This window comes from Candidatus Accumulibacter aalborgensis (genome assembly GCF_900089955.1).
Taxonomy (GTDB): Bacteria; Pseudomonadota; Gammaproteobacteria; order Burkholderiales; family Rhodocyclaceae; genus Accumulibacter; species Accumulibacter aalborgensis.
Map to the genome: position 1 here is coordinate 1 of NZ_FLQX01000005.1, position 21,099 is coordinate 21,099.

Here is a 21,099-nt window from a genome sequence, read left to right on the forward strand (position 1 = left end):
GCTGTACGGCTTCATGTGGGCGCATCCGGGCAAGAAGCTGCTCTTCATGGGCGGCGAAATCGCCCAGTGGAACGAGTGGAATCACGACACCTCGCTCGACTGGGGGCTGCTCGACTTCCCCCTGCACGCCGGCATGCACGCGCTGATCCGCGATCTCAACAGCCTCTACCGCAGCCATCCGGCGCTGCACGAAGTCGATTTCGAGCCGGCCGGTTTCGAGTGGATCGCTCCCGACGATGCCGAATGTTCGGTGGTCGCCTTCGTCCGCTGGGCGAGGGATCGCTCGCGGGCGATTCTCTATGTCGGCAACTTCACGCCTGTCGTTCGCGACGGCTACCGCATCGGCGTGCCGATGGCCGGCGCGTATCGCGAGCGACTCAACACCGACTCGCAGTTCTACGGCGGCAGCAACGTCGGCAACGGCCTCGAACCGGTCTACGCGCAGCCGGTCCCCGCGCACGGCCGCAATTGGTCGCTCAACCTGACGCTGCCGCCGCTGGCCGCGCTTTACTTCGAGTGGCTGGCTTGATGCCTACTGTCGCCACCCGACTTGAAATCGTAGCCCCTCTGTCCGGGGTACTGGTGCCGCTGGAATCGGTACCCGACCCGGTCTTTGCCCAGAAAATGGTCGGCGACGGTGTTTCGCTCGACCCAACTACGGGCGACCTGCTCGCCCCGGTGGCCGGTACAGTGACTCAACTGCACAAGGCCCACCACGCCCTCACCATCACCACCGGGCAAGGGATCGAGGTGCTGCTGCATATCGGCATCGATACCGTAATGCTCAAGGGCGAAGGTTTCACGCCGAAGGTACGCCAGGGCGAGAAAGTCGACGTCGGCCAGATCCTCATCAGCTTCGACGTCGATCTTGTCGCGCGCAAGGCGGCCAGCCTGCTGACCCAGATCCTGATCGCCAACGTCGACAAGGTGGCTCGCTTCGTGCCGGCCAGCGGCATCGCTGTCGCAGGCCAGTCGGTCGTCCTGACGCTCGAATTGTCGGAATTGGCCGACGCTGCAGCAACGGTCGATGTCATTGCCGGCAACGCACTGACCGGCGCCGCGGTCAGCCTGCCCAACCCTTCCGGCCTGCATGCTCGACCGGCAGCGGTGCTGGCGGCCGAGGCCAAGAAGTTCAAGTCCGACCTCCGCCTCGTGCGCGGCGCTGACGAAGCCAACGCCAAATCCGTGGTGGCCATCATGGGGCTCGCCACCCAGCGCGGCGACGCCATCAAGGTCAAGGCCAGCGGCCCCGACGCCAACGAGGCGATCCGCACGATTTCTGCCCTGCTCGCCGATGGCTGTGGCGAGAAGCCCGGCGCTGCTCCCGACGCTCCTGCCGCTGCCGCAGCGGTGCGCGCCACGCCTGTCTCGGCCAACGAGCTGGCCGGTGTTTCGGCCTCGCCCGGCCTGGCAGTGGGCCGCATCGTTCAATACCGCCAGGAAATGATCGACGTCGCCGAAGCCGGCGAGACGCCGGCGCGCGAGCGCAGCAAGCTCGACGCCGCGCTGCACGAAGCGCGCGCCCAGATCGAAGTCCTCAAAAGTCAGCTTGCCGACCCCGCCAAGGCACAGATCCTCGACGCTCACCAGGAACTGCTCGCCGACCCCGACCTGACCGACCTGGCGATCGAAGGTGTCAGCCAGGGCAAGAGTGCCGGCTTTGCCTGGCGCGCCGCTTTCTCGCAATACGCCAGCCGCCTCGAAGCTCTCGACAATGCCCTGCTGCGCGAACGCGGCAACGACATCCGCGACGTCGGCCGCCGCGTCTTGTCGCTACTCGCCGGCGTCAAGCAGGCGCAGATCGTCGTCGCTCAAGGGTCGATCCTGATTGCCGAAGAACTGACACCGTCCGATACCGCGTCTCTCGACCGTGGCAAGGTGCTCGGTTTCTGCACCACCACGGGTGGCGCGACCAGTCACGTGGCGATTCTCGCCCGCTCGTTCGGGATTCCTGCCGTTTGCGGCATCGACGAAGAGGCGCTGAATCTGGAGGATGGCACGCTGGTAGTGCTCGACGGTTCGAAGGGAATTCTGTACCGAAACCCCAGTGACGCCGAGATCGCCCAGGCGCAGGAACGCGTCGCCCGTCAGGCCGCTAAGCGCGAAGAAGAATTGGCCGGCGCAGCAGCGCCGGCGGTGACCACTGACGGTCAGCACATCGAAGTGGTCGCCAACGTGCGCAACGCGCAGGAGGCACGCGCCGGCGTCGCCAACGGTGCCGAGGGCGTCGGTCTGCTCCGTTCCGAGTTCCTCTTTGACGATCGCGATACCGCCCCGGACGAGGAAGAACAAGCCACCGCCTACGCTGCCGTGGCCGCAGCGCTCGGTAGCGAGCGCACCCTGGTCATCCGCACGCTCGATGTCGGCGGCGACAAGCCACTGCCCTACCTGCCACTGCCCAGGGAAGACAACCCCTTCCTCGGGCTGCGTGGCGTGCGCGTGAGTCTCGATCAGCCGGAGATGTTCCGCACTCAGCTCCGCGCGATCCTGCGTGTGGCGCGAATGGCAAAGCTGCACATCATGTTCCCGATGATCGCCACGCTGGAAGAGCTGCGCGAGGCGAAGTCGATAGTCGCCGCGATCCTCGCCGAGGAAGACGCCGCCCCTGGCCGCAGTGATGTGCGCGTCGGCCTGATGATCGAAGTGCCCTCGGCGGCGGTGATGGCCGAGCAGTTCGCGCGCGAGGCGGATTTTTTCTCGATCGGCACCAACGACCTGACCCAGTACACGCTGGCGATGGACCGCGGCCATCCCAAGCTCGCCAGGAAGGCCGACGGTCTGCACCCGTCGGTGCTCAAGATGATCGCCCTGACCTGCGAGGGCGCCCGCAAACACGGCAAATGGGTCGGTGTGTGCGGCGGCATGGCCTCCGACACGATGGCCGTGCCGGTGTTGATTGGTCTCGGAGTCGACGAGCTATCGGTGTCGGTACCGGCGATCCCGGCGATCAAGGCGCTGGTCAAGCGACTTTCGCTTGCCGAATGCCGGTTGCTGGCGCAAGAAGTCGTTGAAATGGGAACCGCCACCGAAGTGCGCGCGCGTCTGGCCGCCTTTGCCGATTGATCCTGGCCCCTCAGGAGACTCCAACCATGTTCAAGAACGCTTTCGCCGTCCTGCAGAAAGTCGGCAAATCGCTGATGCTGCCGGTCGCCGTGCTGCCGGTGGCAGGCCTGCTGCTGGGTATCGGCGCGACCGACTTTCACACCCAGAACCAAATCGTGCTGGCCATCCTCTCGCTGATGAAAAACTCGGGCGACGTGATCTTTGGCAACCTGCCGCTGATTTTCGCCATCGGGGTGGCGCTTGGCTTTACCGAAAATGACGGCGTCGCGGCGATCGCGGCGACCATCGGTTTTCTGGTGATGACCGTGACGCTGGGCGTCATGGCCGGCATCATGGGCGTCAAGCCGGACACGATCATGGGACTGCCCTCGATCCAGACCGGCGTTTTCGGTGGCATTCTCGCCGGCGGCCTGGCCGCCTACATGTTCAACCGCTTCTTCCGCATCGCGCTGCCAACCTACCTGGGCTTCTTCGGCGGCAAGCGCTTCGTTCCGATCGTCACCGCCCTCGGGGCGATCGCGCTGGGCGCTGCGCTGTCAGTCATCTGGCCGCCGATCGGCGGCGCCATCAACGCCTTTTCGCACTGGGCGGCGGTCGGCGACCCGCGTACCGCGGCCACCGTCTATGGTCTGGTCGAGCGTCTGTTGGTCCCCTTCGGCCTGCACCACATCTGGAATGTGCCCTTCTTCTTCGAAATGGGATCCTTCACCGAGGCCTCAGGTAAAGTGGTGCACGGCGACATCAACCGTTTCTTCGCCGGCGACCCGACGGCAGGCATCCTCTCGGGCGCTTTCCTGTTCAAGATGTTCGGCCTGCCGGCGGCGGCCATCGCCATCTGGCACACCGCCAAACCCGAGAACCGGGTGCTCGTCGGCGGCATCATGCTTTCCGCCGCGCTGACCTCGTTCCTCACCGGCATCACCGAGCCGATCGAGTTCGCCTTCCTCTTCGTCGCCCCGATCCTGTACGTCATCCACGCCTGCCTGGCCGCCTCGGCGCAGTTCGTCGCCAATACGCTGCACATGCACATGGGCTTCACCTTCTCGCAGGGCGGCATCGACTTCCTGATGTTCAACCTGATCGGCGGCAAGGCGCAGGGCGCCTGGTACGTGTTCGTCATCGGTCCGATCTACGCCGTGATCTACTACGTCGTGTTTCGCTTCGTGATCCAGAAGTTCGACCTCAAGACCCCCGGCCGCGAAGACGTCGCCGAAGGCGCGACCCCGGCGGTCGTCAGCGAAGGGAAGTACGGCAAGGCACGCGACCTGGTGCTGGCCTTCGGTGGCCGTAGCAACATCACCAGCCTCGACGCGTGCATCACCCGGCTGCGCATTGCCGTCAAGGTGCCGGCGAAGGTCGATCAGGCCCGGCTCAAGGCGCTCGGCGCCGCGGGCGTCATGACAATCGGCAATGGCTTTCAGGCGATCTTCGGGCCGCTGTCGGAAAACCTGAAGGGCGAGATGGAGGACTACCTCAAGATCGCCGGTTCGGAAGCCGATGGGCCGGCTGACGCCAGCGCAACTCCCGGCGAGAAAATCGCTACCACAGTGCCGCCGCCGCCGGCGGTCGTGGTGGACGCCTCGGTACGCGAAGCTGCCGGTCCGCTGCTGGCTGCGCTGGGCGGGCGGGCCAACGTGCGCACGCTGCAAGCGGTGGCTTTTACTCGCCTGCGCGTCGAGTTGGCTGACGCTGCGCAGTTCAACGAGGCTGGCGCCAAGCTGGCCGGCGTCGTCGCGGTCATGACTGCCGCTCCTGGCGTGCTGCACCTGATCATCGGCGAGAAGGCGGCACAGTTTGCCAGCCTCATGCAGGCTGCCTGAAGCGGGGTTCATCTCCTGGCCGCGGCCAGCCGGACAATGCCGGAGGATAGCCCGGCTTCTTCCGACTTGAGAACGGAACCCTTCAGCCGACACGCCACACGTTTTGCAGCGGCCAGCGACGCCGCACCTTCCATACGGATGCTAATGCAAGTATTGTTAATACAACACTCGATGGTTCCGGCACATTGGACTGCGTGATATCGACGGACTGTCCAAGGACCGAGACACCAGCAAAACTGCTTGGGTCAGGAACCGGGCTGAATGTAACCAACGTGTCGGCCCAGGTCGAGGGGTCCGCAGGACTGGTGAGTTGAATTGCGTCAGGAGCACTAAGAATCTCACCCAAGACGAGGCGTTCGACCGTGGCCGGCGGGAAACCGATATCAGGGACCAGGCCGCTAAAGATATCGACCTGAAACTCCTGAATCGGTGGAAACCCACTGGCTGGTGCCACGACAAGACCGCCGTGACCGGCGCATCCGCTATAGGTCCACTCTGGCCCGGTGTTCGCATTGGTGTAGTCATACCATAGGAACGCGGTCCCATCTTTGCATTGGATGGTCCAGACTTCAGGCCGGGTTGAAGGCAGTCCGGTAGAAAAAGAGTCAAGTCTGGTTGCCACCCACGCAAAGGACGTACTCGCCGCCAAGGTAGAAACAACCAACAAAGAACGCACAAGGCAGCGAGCGGTTTTCATAAGTCTTGTCGCCAACTTCTTATCCATAGCCCCTCCTCAGTTGTCATGACTGGGTCGCCGGATCGAAGTTGAACTTCGCGGCAACGCCACGGTTTGCAAGGGTTGCACCGGCAAGGCCGAGAGTACAGCGGAACACAGGCAGCGACAAGTCCCATGGGGGACAAGGGCTAGCCAGGTTGCCTGCTTGCCGCTCCCACTGAAAAGGAAGCGCTGCACACCCCGCTTCAACGAAGGGTTTCCACTTTTTCCGCTGGTGATGGATCAGTTTGGAGCGGTTCGGCTTCGTTGCTCTCTGTCATGATCTGATCGATCTTCTCCTGCAGCGGATCGCCCTGAGGTTGAGGGGGCAATACGGCCGGAGCAGGCGTTGCGGGTTCTTCGCGAGGCTCTTGTTTTCGGGCGGGTTTCACGCTTCGTTGAGGCTTGGGTTCGGCGACGGGCTCCGGCGACAAGAGGCTCCGGAACCAGTCCCTGATGCGTGCCCACAAGCCGCTATCTTCTGGCGCCGCAAAGCGAACACCTGGGTCGATGAGGCGAGCGCGCAAGGCGTTCGCGAAAAAGCCGCCGACTATCGGCAGTGCGCTGTGAGCCCCCTGACCCCAGTAGTCGCTGCGCAGCGTGACGCGGCTGTCGTTGAAACCGACCCACGCACCGGCCACCAGTTGCCGGTGCATCAGGATGAACCAGCCGTCCGCGTTGTCCTGCGTCGTGCCGGTCTTGCCGGCCACGTCGGCGCGGATACCATATCGGGTGCGGATGTCTCTGCCGGTGCCGCGGTTGATTACCCCGCGCATGCTGTCCAGCAGCGTGTAGGCGACGTCGGGCTCAAGGGCGATATCGGCGTCTTCCGGGCTGAATTCTTCGATGACCTGGCCGTCGCGGTCTTCGATACGGGTCACCAACAGCGGCTCAAGGTAGCCACCGCCGTTCGCGATCGTTCCGTAGGCGGCAACCATTTCCTTGAGCGTGACGGGGCTGGTGCCCAGGGCGAGCGATGGCACGGCTTCGAGCTTGCTCTGGCGTACGCCCATGTGGCGAGCGAGTTTGGCCACTTTGGCAGGGCCGACCTGCTCGATGAGTTGCGCGGTGATGGTGTTCTTCGAGTAGGCGAGCCCATCGCTCAGGGTGATCGCCTCGCCGCTTGGCGGCGCGCCATCCGTCGGCCGCCAGACCTCCGTGTCACCGACGTGAATTTCCACTGCCTGATCGATCAATCTGTCGTCCGGGCTGGCGCCCTGGCGGAACGCTTCGCCGTAGACAAAGGGCTTGAAGGTCGAGCCGGGCTGGCGACGCGCCTGCTGCACGTGGTCGAAGGCCTCCTGCTCGAAGTCGCGGCTGCCGACCCAGGCCTTGACGTGGCCGTTGCGCGGATCGATGGCCAGGAAACCGATCTGTATCAGCGTCTTTTGCCGCTTCAGAGCCAGCATGAAGGCCTTGTCGGCCTGCAGTTCCTGCATGGACTGTTCAGGCGTGCGGCCCATGGCGATGGCTGCGCCGTACTCCGGCGACTCGCGGATGAAGACCTGGACCAGGCTGGAGTCGGTGCTCCACGCCGAGCGTCTTCCCCAGGCCGCGTTGGCAATGTTCTGCAAGCCGTTGCCCTGGCGAGTCACGACCTGGTTGGCCGCCGCCTGGAGCCGGGAATCGATGGTCGTGCGGACCACCAGCCCGTCGCCATGGATGCTGTAGCCGTTGCGGTCGGCCCACGCAATCAGCCACTTGCGCAGTTGCCTGGCGAAATGCGGTGCCGGCCCCGGTGGTTCCGTTTGTCGCTCGAAGTCGATACGCAAGGGTTTCTTGCTCAGCGAGTCAAACTGTTTTGCGGTCAATTTCTCGCGCTTGACCATCTGTTTCAGCACCGTGTTGCGCCGCTGCAAGGCTCGCTCGGGATTGAGCACCGGGTTGTAATAACTGTTGCCCTTGAGCATGCCGACCAGCGTAGCGCTTTGCAGGACATCGAGCTGGTCGGCCGAGGTATCGAAATAGGTGCGTGCCGCCATCTCGATGCCGTAGGCGTTGTAGAGGAAGGGCACGGTGTTGAGGTAGGTTTCGAGGATTTCATCCTTGCTGTGGACGGCCTCGATCTTCAATGCCGTGATGGCCTCCTTGATCTTGCGCGTCAGCGTGGGGGCGCGACCGATCGCCTCCGGGTACAGGTTGCGGGCAAGCTGCTGGGTGAGGGTCGAACCCCCTTGGCGATCGCCGCTGAAGCTGTTGAGCGCAGCGGCAGCGGTGCGTCGCCAGTCGAGACCAAAATGGTCGTAGAAGCGGTGATCTTCCGTGGCAATCAGTGCGTTGATGACCTGTGGCGAAATCTCGGAGAGGGCGACCCATTCGCGGTTGGATTGCTTGAACTCGGCCAGTTTCTTGCCATCCGCCGAGAGGACTTGAGCCGGTTGCTCCGAAGACGCCTTGCGGATGTTGCTGATGCTTGGCGTGAATGGAATCAGGATCAAAACATAAAGCAGCAACACGGCAGGCACCGCCAGCAGTGTCCCAATCACCTCGCGCCGGGTAGGATAGCGGAGGGCGTCAAGCGTGCCGGCGAGGCGCGATGAAAGGCCAGTGGCAATCCGGGTCGCCGCCCGTTTCAGGTCGCAAAACAGAGAACGTATCGATGCCATGGGTGGTTCATTTCAAAGCCGATGAAGGGCGGCGCGCTCGCCGCGGGTCATTGCGCGAGTGAAGCGAGCGTTGGAGCGTTGATGTCTTGTGTGATGCGACGCCGATCGTTAGGTGAACGTGTGCTCTCGGCCAATTGCGGTCAGAAAGCCCCCACTCGAACGGGCCACTCAAGAATCGGCTCCCCTCTGATAGCCGCCTGTCACTGCATGAGCGGGAGTGCAACTACGATTTTCCGGCAACTGCGGTGTCCTGATATCTTTTGTCATTCACCCAACGGTAGCGTTTCGGATCTTCTGCCAATAGGAAAATTTTCATGGCTGCGCGGCTAGCCTTGTCTGCCCGCTGAAAGATGCTTCGTAATTCGGTGTCGATGCTGTGTTCGCTGGCACCGCGCTCCGCAGCCTTGGCGTACCACTCGCGACCACTGTCGAAGTCGCCCAATTCCATATGCACGGCGCCGAGCAAGGTGCATGGGCGGAAGTCCTGCGGCTGAAGTTCATGTGCCTGATCGCCCAACTGGAGCGCTTCAGGCCGTCGTCCCAGGTCGCGCATGACGCCACCGCGGGTGGTGCACACGGCCGACTTAATCTTGGGGTGTTTGAGGCGATTGGTCGCAAAGCTGTCGAGCAGTTCGAGTGCCCTTTCTGGCTGATCGCACTTGCGATAGTGGCCGCTGGCGTTGACTACGTTCCACGGATCTAGGGTGCGGCTATATTCACTGGCATAGAATTCGGCTTCTTTCTGGTGGTATGCCTTCTGCAGTTTCTCCGTGAAGTACCTCTTGCCTGCCGTCTTGAGCCAGACAAAGTCCTCCTTCGGCAGGCGGTTGCCGGAGTCGACACTCCGGAGAATAGTGGTCATCCGCTGCGGCGGGGACTGACCGTTCAAGTCAATCCCATATTCTCTGCATAACGCGCGCGTCTGCATCATGGCGATGTAGTCGGGATCGCTCTCGCGCGCGACGCGTGCGGCTTCGGCGGCCTCGACTCTGGCTTTGCGGGCAGTCTCCGCAGCCTCGGCCGCTTCGACGGTCGCAATGTACGAATCGAACGTAATCCGGCCAAGAGCCAGTTGATGTAGAGCGGCAGGCGCCTGGAGCTTTAGGTAGTTGAGGTCGTCTTGGGTAAGGTGAATTCCTCGGATGAGTGCATCCAGGATGTCACTCATTGGCGGGGAAACCATACCGGGAATATAATTCACATGGTAGTAACAAGCGATGTCGTGGGAGGTCGGGACTATGTAATCGGGATCGCTCGTACGCACATGGTAAGTAGCGGCAGCAGCCTTACGATTGCGGTCACGTTGTTCAGCCAATTCAGCTTGGCGGACTCTTTGCGCCTTGAGGACAGCTTCCGAGGCTTCGCGCTCGCGCTGGCGGCGAAGCTTGCGCTGTGCCTCGCTATCGGCCTTATGAAATTCCCCCGCAGGAATTGACACCTCCCCAAAACTGCTTTTGTCATTTTTTGGGTTGCGGCCAGAGGCCGCGCTAAGAGCGGCTCTACTACGCAAGTACTCTGCTTCGCGAGCTAGGCGCTGCGCTTCCTTGGCTTGGTATTCTGCCTGGGCAATTTGCTGGCTGGCCACAAAAGCTGGGTCCAAAGCCGTGATGTAGGCATCATAGCTGATCTGGCCGGTGGCTAGTTGATACAGTCCGGGGAGGTTCTGCTGCAGCAGATAGTTCAGAGAATACGCCGTGAGCGGACGCCCTTGATGCATCGTGTCGAGAATATTGCTCAAACGAGAGGCAGGAATGGTCGCGGCAGGAATGTGACTAACGCAGTAGTAATATGCGATATCGTAAGTGGAGCTACTCATGATTAGATATGTAAGTTGCTTATCGAAGGCGCGATGACTAATTATGACATTATCACCTATATTTTCCAAGTCAGATTCCACGGTTAGCCGCTTGAGCAGCTTCGACGCGAACCGGCCAGGCAAGCATCGGCTCGACGCTGATAGCTGCCTGTGCCTGGATGGACGGGTGAATATCAGGGCTCGGGGGCTCATTCACGAGCCTCCGAGCCTCAAGTTCATACCTCCGAGAGTCGTCGCCGAGTCTCGCACAGTCGCAGGCAAGGCGTCGCGGCTGGCGCGACCGGCTGCCCGATCGGCGCGGGACTCGGGCGCAGGGCAGTTCGCTGGCTCTACGCCGACGGCTGTAGCGGCTGGCCATCGATTCGCGCAGGGCACACGCCCTTGCCGGCTGCCTTGGCCAGCGCATGGCCCTCGATTGCCGCACTGAGCACGTCGCTGCCCAGCGCCATCTCGGTGTCGTCGACCCTGGTTGAAAACTGGCGAATGCGCACGGCTTCAGGGAGGTTGAAACTCGGAGGCGGTAAGTGCGGACTCTGGGCGAGCACGAGCAGCGTCTGCCGGCACAAGGCTTCGCTTCTGCCGCCCATTTTGATCGGCTGATGGTTGACGCTTCGCATACTGGTAGACTGGTGCATCGGAATGAGGAGGAACGATCTGTGCAAAACCATGACTACGACCTGTTCGTGATCGGCGCCGGCTCGGGTGGGGTCAGGGCAGCGCGCATGGCTGCCGGTTTTGGCGCCAGGGTCGCGGTCGCCGAAGACCGCTACCTGGGAGGCACCTGCGTCAACGTCGGTTGCGTGCCGAAAAAACTGTACGTCTACGCCGCCGAATTCGGCAAAGGCTTCAAGGATGCGCGAAACTTTGGCTGGAATGGTGGGAATGGTGGCACTCCCGCTTTCGACTGGGCAACCCTGCGCGATAACAAGAAAGCGGAAATCTCGCGCCTCAACGCCATCTATGGCGATCTGCTGGCTGGGGTGCACGCCGAGGTGATCGACGGCCGTGCCCGGATCATCGATGCCCACACGGTGGCTGTCGGCGAGCAGCGCCATACGGCAGAAAAAATCCTGATCGCCACCGGCGGCTGGCCACACATTCCCGAATTTCCCGGCAGCGGGAACGCCATCAGTTCCAACGAGGTGTTCGACCTGGAGCAGTTTCCCGAGCGTCTGGCCATCGTCGGCGGCGGCTACATCGCGGTGGAATTTGCCGGCATCTTCAATGGTCTGGGCGCCCGGGTAAGCCAGTTGTACCGTGGGCCCCTGTTCCTGCGTGGCTTCGACGCCGACATCCGTGCCCACGCTGCCCAGGAAATCCGCAAGTCCGGCGTCGACCTGCGCTTCGAGGTCAATGTGCAGTCGATTAGCGCAGGACCCGGTGGCCTGCAGGTACTCCTTACCGATGACACGGCCATCGAAGTCGATGCCGTGCTCTACGCCACGGGACGCAAAGCCAACCTGGAAGGCCTGGGCCTGGAGAGCGTGAACGTGAAGATCACCGACGCCGGCACCATTGAGGTCGACGACGAATACCGCACTTCCGAACCGAGCATTTTCGCCCTCGGCGATGTGACCGGCGGTATCGAGCTGACTCCGGTCGCGCTGGCGGAAGGCATGTCCTTCGCCCGGCGCCAGTTTGGCGGGCTGGAAGACACGGTGGATTATGATTTCATCCCCACAGCCGTTTTCTGCCAGCCGAATATCGGCACCGTCGGATTTACCGAGGACGAGGCGCGCACCAGGTTCGGGCCTCTGCGCGTTTTCAAATCCACCTTCAAGCCGATGAAACACACCATCAGCGGGCGGGACGAGAAAACCTTCATGAAGCTGATTGTCGACCGGGCCAGCGACCGGGTCGTCGGTGCCCACATGATGGGACCGGATGCGGGCGAGATCATGCAGGGCATCGCCATCGCCATGCGAGCGGGGGCCACCAAAACCGTCTTCGACACGACCATCGGCATACACCCCACCGCTGCCGAGGAATTCGTCACCATGCGTGAGGTCTGGCGGGAAGGCTGAGGATGGTGGTGAGTGGCCGGCGGGCCTGCTGCCAGCAGCGGGTGCGGGCGGGGGGAGCACCAGGCTCGCCCCAGCCATCGCTGACCCCGGCTCTTGTGGTCAGCGGTTCTTGAGATAGTTCAGCATCGTTTCTGCGTCGGATACTTCGAAGGGGTCGGTCGGGCAGTTGTCCGAGAAACCTGCTTCCGAAAAGACCTGCTTGATTTCTCCGTCTTCGACGTACATGGAGTAGCGCCAACTGCGCGGGCCGAAGCCGAGGTTGTGCTTGTCGACCAGCATGCCCATCTCGCGGGTGAATTCGCCATTGCCATCCGGCAGCAGGAAAACGTTCTTGGCGTCCTGGCTCTTGCCCCACTGGTACATGACAAACGCGTCGTTGACCGAGATGCAGGCGACCGCATCGACGCCTTGCGCCTTGAAGTCCGCATAGAGTTCCTCATAGCGCGGCAGATGAGAAGTCGAGCAGGTCGGGGTGAATGCGCCGGGCAGCGAAAACACGACGACATTTTTGCCCTTGAAGATCTCGTCGCTGGTCAGATCTTTCCACTCGAAGGGGTTTGGCCCGCCCAGGGCATCATTGCGTACGCGGGTTTTGAAAGTGACACTGGGGACACGATTGCGCATCTTGCTTCTCCATCGTTGGGTTGAGGAATCAGTAGCTCTCGGGCTGCGGACCAGAATTATTGCATGAGCGACCCCGCGTTCGGCAGACAAATCCGTAAGCGATTGTTGATGAGCAATTCATTTGACCAGGAAATAGCGGTAAAGGATACTTGAAGTCGTACACATGAATTTTCTCCCTTTTTATGATTTTCATGTCTCCGTGACCCGTCAAAATCCCGTAGTAGATTTGCTCAAGCTCGATCATGTACCGGACATCAGGCTGATCGCCTGTGACATGGATGGTACCTTGCTCGATGACCAATTCTGGCCTTTGTTCGACCAGTTGCAGGAGCGCGGAATTGTCTTCTGCCCAGCCAGTGGTCGGCAGTACTACAGCCTTCTGGAGCAATTCAAGCCGATTGCCGACGAGGTAATTTTCGTAGCGGAAAACGGCACCTACGTGGTGCGCGGAGGTATCGAGCTCAGTTGTCGAAGCAGCCAGCAAGCAAAAGGTGGCGATGCCACAAAGGAACACAGCCATGAATGAAACGCTGAACGTTGCCATCGTCGGTTACGGCTTTGCCGCCAAGACCTTCCATGCGCCGCTGATTGCCGGCGTCGCGGGTCTTGAACTGGCGGCCATTGCCAGCAGCGACGCGGCCAAGGTCCGGGCTGACTGGCCTGAGGTAGTGGTCTGTGCCACTCCCGCCGAACTCTTTGCTCGCCCTGACATCGACCTGGTGGTGATTCCGACGCCCAACGACAGCCATTTCCCGCTGGCACGCATGGCGCTCGCCGCGGGCAAACACGTCGTGGTCGACAAACCCTTCACCGTGACGGTGACCGATGCCCGCTGCCTGCAGGCCGAGGCCGCTGCCGCAGGCCGTCTGCTGTCGGTGTTCCACAACCGGCGCTGGGACTCGGACTTCCTGACCCTGCGCCAGGTCATCGCCTCGGGCAAACTGGGGTGACGATCCTCTGGCCGCCACGCTGTCGGTGTGGAGCGCTGGCGTTTGCCGAACCCGCACGCTGGGCTGCGTGGCGGGCAACTACCCGGCCTACTACAGCGCCGTACGCGACGCGATCCGTGGTGTCGGGCCAAATCCTGTCACCGCCGAGGAAGCGGCTCGCGTGGTCGGTCTGCTCGAACTCGGCGTGCAGAGCGCAGAGCAAGGTCGCGTGCTGCCGGTTTCATTGCCAATGCCTTGGCCAACGCTTGTCTGATATTTGCCCCCTTTGCCGCTGCACACCCAAGCGACCAAGTCCTTTTTCGCTGGTAGGTGAGCGCTATGCCATACCTCGGCCAAAGGGTAATATAATCGCTCATATAAACGTACCTAAGGCAATTTAAAATGATCGGTCATGAGCGATAAGACACGCGAGGCGACGTTGCCACTGCCTGTGCGCCGCAGCCTGCGCAAGCTCGGAGAGGATCTGGCCCTGGCGCGCCGCCGCCGGCGAATATCGACTGCTTCCATGGCTGAACGCATCCAGATCTCGGTGGCGACGCTGCGGCGCCTGGAGCGCGGCGATCCGAGCGTGGCCATCGGCACCGTGGCCCAGGCCCTGCTGGTTTTCAATGCGATCGATCGCCTCGCACAGTTACTCGACACGGTCGCCGATGAAGTCGGGCTGCAGCTCATGGACGAAGCAGTGCCCAAACGCATCCGCAACAAGCCGTTGGGTCCAGCATCAGGGGCGTTATGACGCCCGTAGTGCAGCGCCGTGGAAACACGCAGCCGATTGGCGTCTGGCTGGGTGAAGCGGCGCGTTCGGTAGGTACGCTGGGCTTCGCAAGCCAGGGGCAGCGACAAAGCAGCATGTTCCAGTACGACCAGGCCTGGCTGGCCGATCCCTCGCGTTTCGAGATTTCTCCGGACCTGCCATTGACCCCTGACCGCCAGTTTCGCAAGGCGCCGGGGCGCCACGATTCGGTTTTTCATTTTGCCATTGCCGACACCGAGCCGGACGGCTGGGGTTGCCGAGTCATTGCACGCGACCACGCGCAGCGGCTCAAGCAAGCTGCGTCGATGGGTGAAACCGTGGCGTCCCGGGCACTCACGGAGATGGACTACCTGCTGGGTGTCGACGATATCAGCCGCATCGGCGCCCTGCGCCTGCGTGATGCCGACGGCCGCTTCGTGCGGGCCATCGAGGACGGCCAACGGGGTACCCCGCCGCTGCTCGAACTCGCCGATATCCTGAACGCATCACATGCGGTCGAACGGGGCACCGAGACCGAACGGGACTTGCGCTACCTGCGCGGTCGCGGCACATCGCTGGGTGGGATGCGCCCCAAGTGCACGGTGATCGACGAGGATGGCCATTTGGCGATCGGCAAGTTCCCGAGCATCCATGACCACCGGGCCGTGACCAAAGGCGAAGTATTGGCTCTCCGCTTGGCCACCCTGGCCGGCATCGATGCTGCGCAGGCCCGCGTCGTCCCTTCGGATGGCGTGCCGGTGGCCCTGGTGAGACGCTTTGATCGCGTGGCAGGCGGGCGCGTGCCGTACCTGTCGGCCACCGCAATGCTGCAGGCCTCGCGCGACCATGAGCATGCCTACACCGAGATCGCCGAGCGCATCCTCAGCGTGGCGCCGGATGCCCGGCGCGATCTCGCCGAGTTGTGGCGGCGCATCGTCTTCAACATGCTGATCACCAATGTGGACGACCACCTGCATAACCACGGCTTCCTGCATGTCGGTCATGGTCAATGGCAGCTCGCACCGGCATTCGACCTGAATCCCTTTCCGGACAAGGAGCGCGAACTGAAGACCTGGTTGACCGAGGAATCAGGACCGACAGGTTCCGTCGACGATGCACTCGCCGCCGCACCCTACTTTCATTTACAGCCCGATACCGCACTGCGCATTCTTGGCGAGGTGGTCCGGGCAGTATCGCAATGGCGAGAGGTCGCCAAATCACCCGGAGTCGATATGACGAGCCAGGAAGTCGACGCGTTCGAGCCGGCCTTCGAGCATGAAGAACTACGACTGGCGAGACGGCGGCTGTCGCGCATCGGCGTGCAAAGTGAGATTGAACAGAAGAAGCGCGCACGATAACTTGCAGAAACAGCTTCGCCAACAAGAACATCAACGACTTACCCAGGTGAAAGAGAAGTTCGAGTCTTGGTGGCTCGACTACGGAACGGCTGATAAGCCTGACTATCGGGGGTGGGAGGATCTGCGGCGAGCGTTGGTGACCGAAGGGGTCCACCTTCCGCAATACCCCAACGATGCGCCATGGACGCTACTGAATGCGCTGTACTCGGCAAAATATGGACGACTGGTCGGCTGGCGCTTCAAGACCTTCATTGAGGTCGCACAGCGGATCGAGCCCGCGCATCGGCAACACCTGCACTATTTCCGTAAGGCGCTAGCCGCATATGGTCGTGCCGACCAGTTGCGCGCCGAGGATAGATTGGGGACCGCGCTGCCGCATTGACCGCAGGAGAGGGGTCAAGGATACTGTGAGTCGTGCGCCAGCACACCCTCAATCTGTTCCTACGTGTCATGCCTTCCAGCCTACCTGAAGACCTGCCCAAGCGACACTTTTCCGTCACCCACCGCGACCCCTTCGAGGTATTGGGCGCGCATGCGGTCGAGGTCGACGGCGCGGCAGCCGTTGCGATCCGCGCCTTGCTCCCGCAGGCCGAGAAGGCCTGGGTGATCCCGCAGGCCGGTGAGCCGCAAGCAATGATCCGCCAGGAAGGCACTGATTTCTTCGCGGCCGTGTTCCTCGGCCAGGCAGAGATCTTCGGCTACCAACTGCGCATCCTTGACAAGGCGGGTGCGGAGAGTCAGAACGCCGACCCCTTCAGCTTTCTGCCTGTCCTCGGTGAACTGGACCTGCAACTGTTCAATGAGGGCAGGCATTACCGCACCTACGACAAGCTCGGCGCCCATATCATCCGCCTCGGCGACGTCCAGGGCGTTCTGTTCGCGGTCTGGGCGCCCGATGCCGATCGCGTCAGCGTGATCGGCGACTTCAACCACTGGGACGGCCGCTGCCACCCGATGCGCGTGCGCGGCAGCTCCGGCATCTGGGAACTGTTCGTCCCTGGGCAAGGCCAGGGGGCGGCCTACAAGTACGAGATCAGGAGCAAAGCCGGCACTCTGAGCGAAAAGACCGACCCGCAGGGCTTCTATGCCGAGATGCGCCCGCGGACCGCTTCGATCGTCTGGGACCTCTCCTTCGACGACCGGGGGCTGTGGAGCGACGCGGAGTGGATGGCGCACCGTCGTCAGAACAATCTCTTGCAGCGGCCGCTGGCGATCTACGAAGTGCACCTGGGTTCATGGGCGCGCGTACCGGGCAACAACGGCTACCTGACGTATCGCGACCTGGCCGAAAGACTGGTCGCTTATGTCCGGCAGCAGGGTTACACGCACATCGAACTGTTGCCGATCACCGAGCATCCGCTGGATGCGTCGTGGGGCTATCAGGTGACTGGGATGTTCTCGCCGACCAGCCGTTTCGGTTCGCCTGACGATTTCCAGTATTTCGTGGACACCCTGCACCGGAATGGAATCGGTGTGATCCTGGACTGGGTGCCCGCCCATTTTCCCAAGAACGACTTCGGGCTGGTGCGTTTCGATGGCAGCACGCTGTACGAATATGCCGACGACCGACTCGGCGAGCACAAGGGATGGGGTACCAAAGTCTTCAACTTCAAGCGCAACGAGGTGGTCCAGTTCCTGATCAACAGCGCGCTCTTCTGGCTGGATCGCTACCACATCGACGGGCTGCGGGTGGACGCGGTGTCCGCGATGCTCTATCGCGACTATGAGCGCACGGAATGGCTGCCCAACGAGTACGGCGGCCGCGAGAACCTCGAAGCGATCGCCTTCCTGCGCCGCCTGAACGAGAAGGTGGGCGAGCTGCACCCCGGCGCAGTCACCATCGCTGAGGAGTCCACGGCCTTCCCGATGGTCAGCCGGCCGACCTGGCTCGGTGGCCTCGGCTTCACCTTCAAGTGGAACATGGGCTGGATGCACGATACGCTCGACTACATCGCCCACGATCCGATCCATCGCAAGTACCACCATCAGAAGCTGACCTTCGGCCTGATGTACGCGTTCAGCGAAAATTTCATCCTGCCCATCTCGCACGACGAAGTCGTCCACCTGAAAAAGTCGATGATCGACAAGATGCCCGGCGACCTGTGGCAGAAGTTCGCCAACCAGCGGCTTTACCTCGGGTTCATGTGGACGCATCCAGGCAAGAAGGTCCTCTTCATGGGCCAGGACTTCGGGCAATGGCGCGAATGGAACGAGGACCGCAGCCTGGACTGGCATCTGACCGAGCCCGGCGGTGCAGCGCATGGTCCCGAGCCGCATGTCCGCCTGCAACGCTGGCTGGCCACGCTGAACCAGTTCTACGCCGCCGAGCCGGCACTCTTTGAGCAGGATTGCGAGCGGATGGGTTTCGAGTGGATCGACGCCAGCGACTGGGAACACAGCGTCATCTCGTACATCCGACGGGCCAGGGATCGGCAGGACTACCTGGTGGTCGTCGCCAATTTCACGCCGATAGTGCGCCGCGGCTACCGGCTCGGTGTTCCCGAGTGGATGGCCTATCGCGAGGTGTTGAACAGCGACGCGGCGGAATACCACGGCAGCGGCGTGCGTAATGAGGGAGCCCTGGCAGCGAACGAGATCCGCTGGCAGTCGCAGCCTTATTCCCTGGAGATCACCTTGCCGCCACTGGCGGTGGTAGTGCTCAGACCTGATCGACGGGCGTAGACGACGATGGGCGGCTTTGGTATCCGTAACCTGCCGGATGATGCCCATCATGCGCTCAAGTCGATGGCAGCAGCGAACCACCACAGCATGCAGGAGCAGGTAAGTTGCATCATCGAAGGCGAGGCGCCACTCGCCTCCGGATCGGGTCTGGCCGCGGCTCGGGCGTGGCGGAGACGGCTGAGACGGCCTTCAACCGACCATCAAGCGGCGCCGATCTGGTCTTCGCGCCTCAGCTCCTACTCGCCGAAGCGGCCAAGGTTCTCCTGCGCAGGCGGCGACGGAGTGAGTTTTCGCAACAGGAACTGCGCGACATTCGCCTGTCCTTCGCCTGGAGCACGAAATGACTGATCGTACGCCGCCCGGAAGCCAACCGTTTCCAGCCGATCTGCTGCAGCGACTGGGCGACGCCATTGCCCGGCGCGACCCTGCTCATTTACCGCGCACGCACCACCTCGACGGCGAAGGCAGGCCGCTGTTCATCAACCGCCTGGCGCTGGAGACGAGCCCCTACCTGCTGCAGCACGCGCACAATCCGGTGAACTGGTTTCCCTGGTGCGACGAGGCTTTTGCCGAAGCACGGCGCCTCGGCAGACCCGTCTTCCTGTCGATCGGCTATTCGACGTGTCACTGGTGCCACGTCATGGAGGCCGAGTCCTTCGAGGACGAGGCGATCGCCCGCTTCCTGAACCTTCACTACGTCGCGATCAAGGTCGATCGCGAGGAGCGCCCCGACCTTGACGCGGTCTACATGAACGCCGTGCAGCAACTGACCGGCGGTGGTGGCTGGCCGACGAGCGTCTGGCTGAACGCTGCGCGCGAGCCATTCTTTGGCGGCACCTATTTCCCTCCGCGTAACGGCGATCGCGGCGCACGGCAGGGCTTCCTTTCGCTGCTCGGCGCCTTGTCCGACACCTTCCAGCGCGATCCCGATCGTGTCAGCCAGGCTTCCACGGCGCTGGTACAGGCAATACGCGAGGACATGCAGGGCGCGGCACACGGCGCCAACAACGCCATCGGCTTGCCCGCAAGTTCAGTGATCGACGTGGCCATCGACCATTTCAAGCGCTCTTTCGACCCCGTGCATGGCGGTCTGAGCCATGCTCCGAAGTTCCCTTCACACATCCCGGCGCGCTTGCTTCTGCGCCATCACCAGCGAAAGGCAGACGCCGAAGCGCTGCACGTGGCGACCTTCACGCTGGAAAAGATGGCCGCTGGTGGTCTCTACGATCAGCTTGGCGGTGGCTTTCATCGCTACTCGACCGACGCACGGTGGCTGGTACCGCATTTCGAAAAGATGCTGTACGACAACGCACTGCTCGTCGTCGCCTACGCCGAGGCGTTTCAGGTCACCGGCCGCGCGGACTTCGCCCGCGTGGCACGGGAGACCTGCGACTACGTCCTGCGCGAGATGACAGACGCCGCGGGGGGCTTCTATTCTGCAACCGACGCCGATTCGGAAGGCGAGGAAGGGCGCTTCTTTGTCTGGAGTGAGGACGAGATCCGGCGCGAACTGAGCGCGCTGGGCAACGCTGACACGAGCGAACTATTTCTTGCCCACTATGACGTGAGCCGCGGCGGCAACTGGCAAGGGCACACCGTTCTCAATGTGCCGCGGCCCGACGAAGCCGCGTGGTCGGCGCTGGCGGGTGCCCGTGCACGGCTCTATGAGGTACGCGCCAGGCGCGTGGCACCCTTGCGTGACGAAAAAATCCTCGCCGCCTGGAACGGCCTGATGATTTCGGGCCTCGCCGTCGCCGGGCGAGTTCTCGATGAGCCGCGCTACATCGCCGCCGCGGAACGCGCGGCGGATTTCGTCCTCACTCACCTGCGTGGCGCCGACGGTGGGCTGCGGCGCAGCTTCAAGGACGGCGAGGCGCGGCATCTCGCCTTCCTCGATGATCACGCTTTCCTTGCGGCGGGCCTGATCGATCTCTACGAGGCGACCTTCGACGTACGCTACCTGGACGAAGCGCTGACCCTGGCCGGAGCCACCGAGCGCCTGTTCGCGGATCCGGCGGGCGCCTGGTTCATGAGCAGCCAGAGTCACGAGACGCTGATCGCACGCGAGAAACCCGCCTACGACGGCGCCGAACCGTCGGGAACGTCGGTGGCACTGATGAACACGCTTCGCCTCGGCCTGCTCACGGGCAACGATCGCTGGCGCCAGATCGGCGAAAGTGGCCTGCGCGCACATGCCAAAGTCCTCAGCGAGCGGCCGGTCGCCATGACCGAAGCGCTGCTGGCGGTGGATTTTCTGGCTGCCACGCCACGCGAAATCGCCATTGTCTGGCCGGATGGCGAGGCGGCTGCGGCCGCGCCCCTGCTGGCAGTCCTGCGGCGAAACTTCCTCTCGGCGCGCGCACTCGCCGCCGGGCCGGAATCGGCAATCGAAGCGCTCGCGCAAACGATTCCCTTCGTCCGCGACAAGGTCGCGCAAGGCGGCCAGCCAAGCGCGTATGTTTGTCGTCACGGTCGTTGCGAGCTGCCGGTTAGCGATGCGGCAGCGTTGGAAGCTCAGTTGCGCAACGTCGATGGCTAGGCAACATGATCTGTGACTGGCTTCCGGCAGGCCGTCGGACAAGGCTGCAAGCAAGCATCGTTCGTCAGAGGGGTATACTACCTGCTACCTGCTACCTATTACTGGCTGACTACGCCAACGACACCTGGAACCTGGGCACCTACCTAAAGTAAGGACGTCTCAAATGCTT

The 21,099-nt window shown here is 62.6% G+C and carries 17 protein-coding genes and 2 pseudogenes; 14 read left to right on the forward strand and 5 right to left on the reverse strand.

The genetic code is table 11. The features are described from left to right. The 3 genes from ACCAA_RS01280 to ptsG all read left to right on the forward strand — a co-directional run. A partial coding sequence (locus ACCAA_RS01280; protein WP_186405444.1) for an alpha amylase C-terminal domain-containing protein occupies positions 1-529 on the forward strand: 529 nt, incomplete at its 5' end. Next, complete coding sequence (gene ptsP, locus ACCAA_RS01285; RefSeq protein WP_186405445.1) at positions 529-3,063, forward strand: phosphoenolpyruvate--protein phosphotransferase; 2,535 nt, start codon at positions 529-531, stop codon at positions 3,061-3,063. The genes ACCAA_RS01280 and ptsP, both read left to right, overlap by 1 nt. A gap of 26 nt (positions 3,064-3,089) precedes the next feature. After that, positions 3,090-4,883: a PTS glucose transporter subunit IIBC gene (gene ptsG / locus ACCAA_RS01290; protein WP_186405446.1), complete on the forward strand. Its 1,794-nt coding sequence runs from the start codon at positions 3,090-3,092 to the stop codon at positions 4,881-4,883. Between the two features lie 82 nt (positions 4,884-4,965). Here the strand turns inward: ptsG and ACCAA_RS01295 are convergent, their stop codons facing one another. The 4 genes from ACCAA_RS01295 to ACCAA_RS01310 all read right to left on the reverse strand — a co-directional run bounded on the left by ACCAA_RS01295 (position 4,966) and on the right by ACCAA_RS01310 (position 10,607). Further along, positions 4,966-5,607, reverse strand: coding sequence for a PEP-CTERM sorting domain-containing protein (locus tag ACCAA_RS01295; protein ID WP_186405447.1), 642 nt, complete (start codon positions 5,605-5,607; stop codon positions 4,966-4,968). 197 nt (positions 5,608-5,804) lie between these two features. Next, positions 5,805-8,204, reverse strand: a complete 2,400-nt coding sequence (locus ACCAA_RS01300; RefSeq protein WP_186405448.1) for a penicillin-binding protein 1A — start codon at positions 8,202-8,204, stop codon at positions 5,805-5,807. A gap of 223 nt (positions 8,205-8,427) precedes the next feature. Further along, the gene (locus ACCAA_RS01305) at positions 8,428-10,020 is read right to left on the reverse strand and encodes a cell envelope integrity TolA family protein (RefSeq protein ID WP_186405449.1); all 1,593 of its coding nucleotides are present in this window, start codon (positions 10,018-10,020) and stop codon (positions 8,428-8,430) included. Between the two features lie 329 nt (positions 10,021-10,349). Beyond that, on the reverse strand, positions 10,350-10,607 hold the full coding sequence (locus tag ACCAA_RS01310) for a hypothetical protein (RefSeq protein WP_186405450.1): 258 nt from the start codon (positions 10,605-10,607) through the stop codon (positions 10,350-10,352). 69 nt (positions 10,608-10,676) lie between these two features. On the opposite strand from ACCAA_RS01310, the gene gorA reads away from it, so the two are divergent. Then, a complete protein-coding gene (gene gorA / locus ACCAA_RS01315; protein WP_186405451.1) occupies positions 10,677-12,044 on the forward strand; it encodes a glutathione-disulfide reductase in 1,368 nt (455 codons plus the stop codon). A 99-nt stretch (positions 12,045-12,143) separates the two neighbouring features. Here gorA and ACCAA_RS01320 read toward each other — a convergent pair whose 3' ends face one another. Next, positions 12,144-12,668, reverse strand: a complete 525-nt coding sequence (locus ACCAA_RS01320; RefSeq protein ID WP_186405452.1) for a peroxiredoxin — start codon at positions 12,666-12,668, stop codon at positions 12,144-12,146. A 163-nt stretch (positions 12,669-12,831) separates the two neighbouring features. Here ACCAA_RS01320 and ACCAA_RS22560 point away from each other — a divergent pair, with 163 nt between their 5' ends. The 10 genes and pseudogenes from ACCAA_RS22560 to ACCAA_RS01360 all read left to right on the forward strand — a co-directional run bounded on the left by ACCAA_RS22560 (position 12,832) and on the right by ACCAA_RS01360 (position 20,930). Further along, positions 12,832-13,194 (forward strand): HAD hydrolase family protein, encoded by a 363-nt coding sequence (locus ACCAA_RS22560; RefSeq protein WP_222104791.1) that lies wholly within the window; start codon positions 12,832-12,834, stop codon positions 13,192-13,194. Continuing rightward, positions 13,187-13,615, forward strand: a pseudogene (locus tag ACCAA_RS22655) (Gfo/Idh/MocA family oxidoreductase); the annotation flags it as partial. The gene ACCAA_RS22560 and the pseudogene ACCAA_RS22655, both read left to right, overlap by 8 nt. Before the next feature lie 70 nt (positions 13,616-13,685). Continuing rightward, positions 13,686-13,871 carry a Gfo/Idh/MocA family oxidoreductase gene (locus ACCAA_RS22660; RefSeq protein ID WP_425394438.1) on the forward strand — a complete coding sequence of 62 codons (186 nt, stop codon included), beginning with the start codon at positions 13,686-13,688 and terminating at the stop codon, positions 13,869-13,871. Between the two features lie 138 nt (positions 13,872-14,009). Then, on the forward strand, positions 14,010-14,354 hold the full coding sequence (locus tag ACCAA_RS01335) for a helix-turn-helix domain-containing protein (RefSeq protein WP_186405453.1): 345 nt from the start codon (positions 14,010-14,012) through the stop codon (positions 14,352-14,354). Between the two features lie 8 nt (positions 14,355-14,362). Further along, the gene (locus ACCAA_RS01340; protein ID WP_245754373.1) at positions 14,363-15,709 is read left to right on the forward strand and encodes a type II toxin-antitoxin system HipA family toxin; all 1,347 of its coding nucleotides are present in this window, start codon (positions 14,363-14,365) and stop codon (positions 15,707-15,709) included. A 46-nt stretch (positions 15,710-15,755) separates the two neighbouring features. Further along, a complete protein-coding gene (locus ACCAA_RS01345; protein WP_186405455.1) occupies positions 15,756-16,091 on the forward strand; it encodes a DUF7829 domain-containing protein in 336 nt (111 codons plus the stop codon). 68 nt (positions 16,092-16,159) lie between these two features. Further along, positions 16,160-18,391: a 1,4-alpha-glucan branching protein GlgB gene (gene glgB, locus ACCAA_RS01350; protein ID WP_186405459.1), complete on the forward strand. Its 2,232-nt coding sequence runs from the start codon at positions 16,160-16,162 to the stop codon at positions 18,389-18,391. Between the two features lie 6 nt (positions 18,392-18,397). Next, positions 18,398-18,496, forward strand: a pseudogene (locus ACCAA_RS22665) (FitA-like ribbon-helix-helix domain-containing protein); the annotation flags it as partial. A 59-nt stretch (positions 18,497-18,555) separates the two neighbouring features. Beyond that, positions 18,556-18,735, forward strand: coding sequence for a hypothetical protein (locus ACCAA_RS01355; RefSeq protein ID WP_186405456.1), 180 nt, complete (start codon positions 18,556-18,558; stop codon positions 18,733-18,735). Continuing rightward, positions 18,732-20,930 (forward strand): thioredoxin domain-containing protein, encoded by a 2,199-nt coding sequence (locus tag ACCAA_RS01360; protein WP_186405457.1) that lies wholly within the window; start codon positions 18,732-18,734, stop codon positions 20,928-20,930. Before ACCAA_RS01355 ends, ACCAA_RS01360 begins: the two co-directional genes overlap by 4 nt. Positions 20,931-21,099 lie beyond the last annotated feature (169 nt).

Coding starts and splice junctions, on each gene's coding strand:
- ACCAA_RS22560 (WP_222104791.1), top strand. CDS start 12,832: ATGAATTTTCTCCCTTTTTATGATTTTCATGTCTCCGTGACCCGTCAA.
- ACCAA_RS01310 (WP_186405450.1), bottom strand. CDS start 10,607: ATGGGCGGCAGAAGCGAAGCCTTGTGCCGGCAGACGCTGCTCGTGCTC.
- ACCAA_RS01300 (WP_186405448.1), bottom strand. CDS start 8,204: ATGGCATCGATACGTTCTCTGTTTTGCGACCTGAAACGGGCGGCGACC.
- ptsP (WP_186405445.1), top strand. CDS start 529: ATGCCTACTGTCGCCACCCGACTTGAAATCGTAGCCCCTCTGTCCGGG.
- ACCAA_RS01360 (WP_186405457.1), top strand. CDS start 18,732: ATGACTGATCGTACGCCGCCCGGAAGCCAACCGTTTCCAGCCGATCTG.
- ptsG (WP_186405446.1), top strand. CDS start 3,090: ATGTTCAAGAACGCTTTCGCCGTCCTGCAGAAAGTCGGCAAATCGCTG.
- ACCAA_RS01305 (WP_186405449.1), bottom strand. CDS start 10,020: ATGAGTAGCTCCACTTACGATATCGCATATTACTACTGCGTTAGTCAC.
- glgB (WP_186405459.1), top strand. CDS start 16,160: ATGCCTTCCAGCCTACCTGAAGACCTGCCCAAGCGACACTTTTCCGTC.
- ACCAA_RS01320 (WP_186405452.1), bottom strand. CDS start 12,668: ATGCGCAATCGTGTCCCCAGTGTCACTTTCAAAACCCGCGTACGCAAT.
- ACCAA_RS01295 (WP_186405447.1), bottom strand. CDS start 5,607: ATGGATAAGAAGTTGGCGACAAGACTTATGAAAACCGCTCGCTGCCTT.
- ACCAA_RS01335 (WP_186405453.1), top strand. CDS start 14,010: ATGAGCGATAAGACACGCGAGGCGACGTTGCCACTGCCTGTGCGCCGC.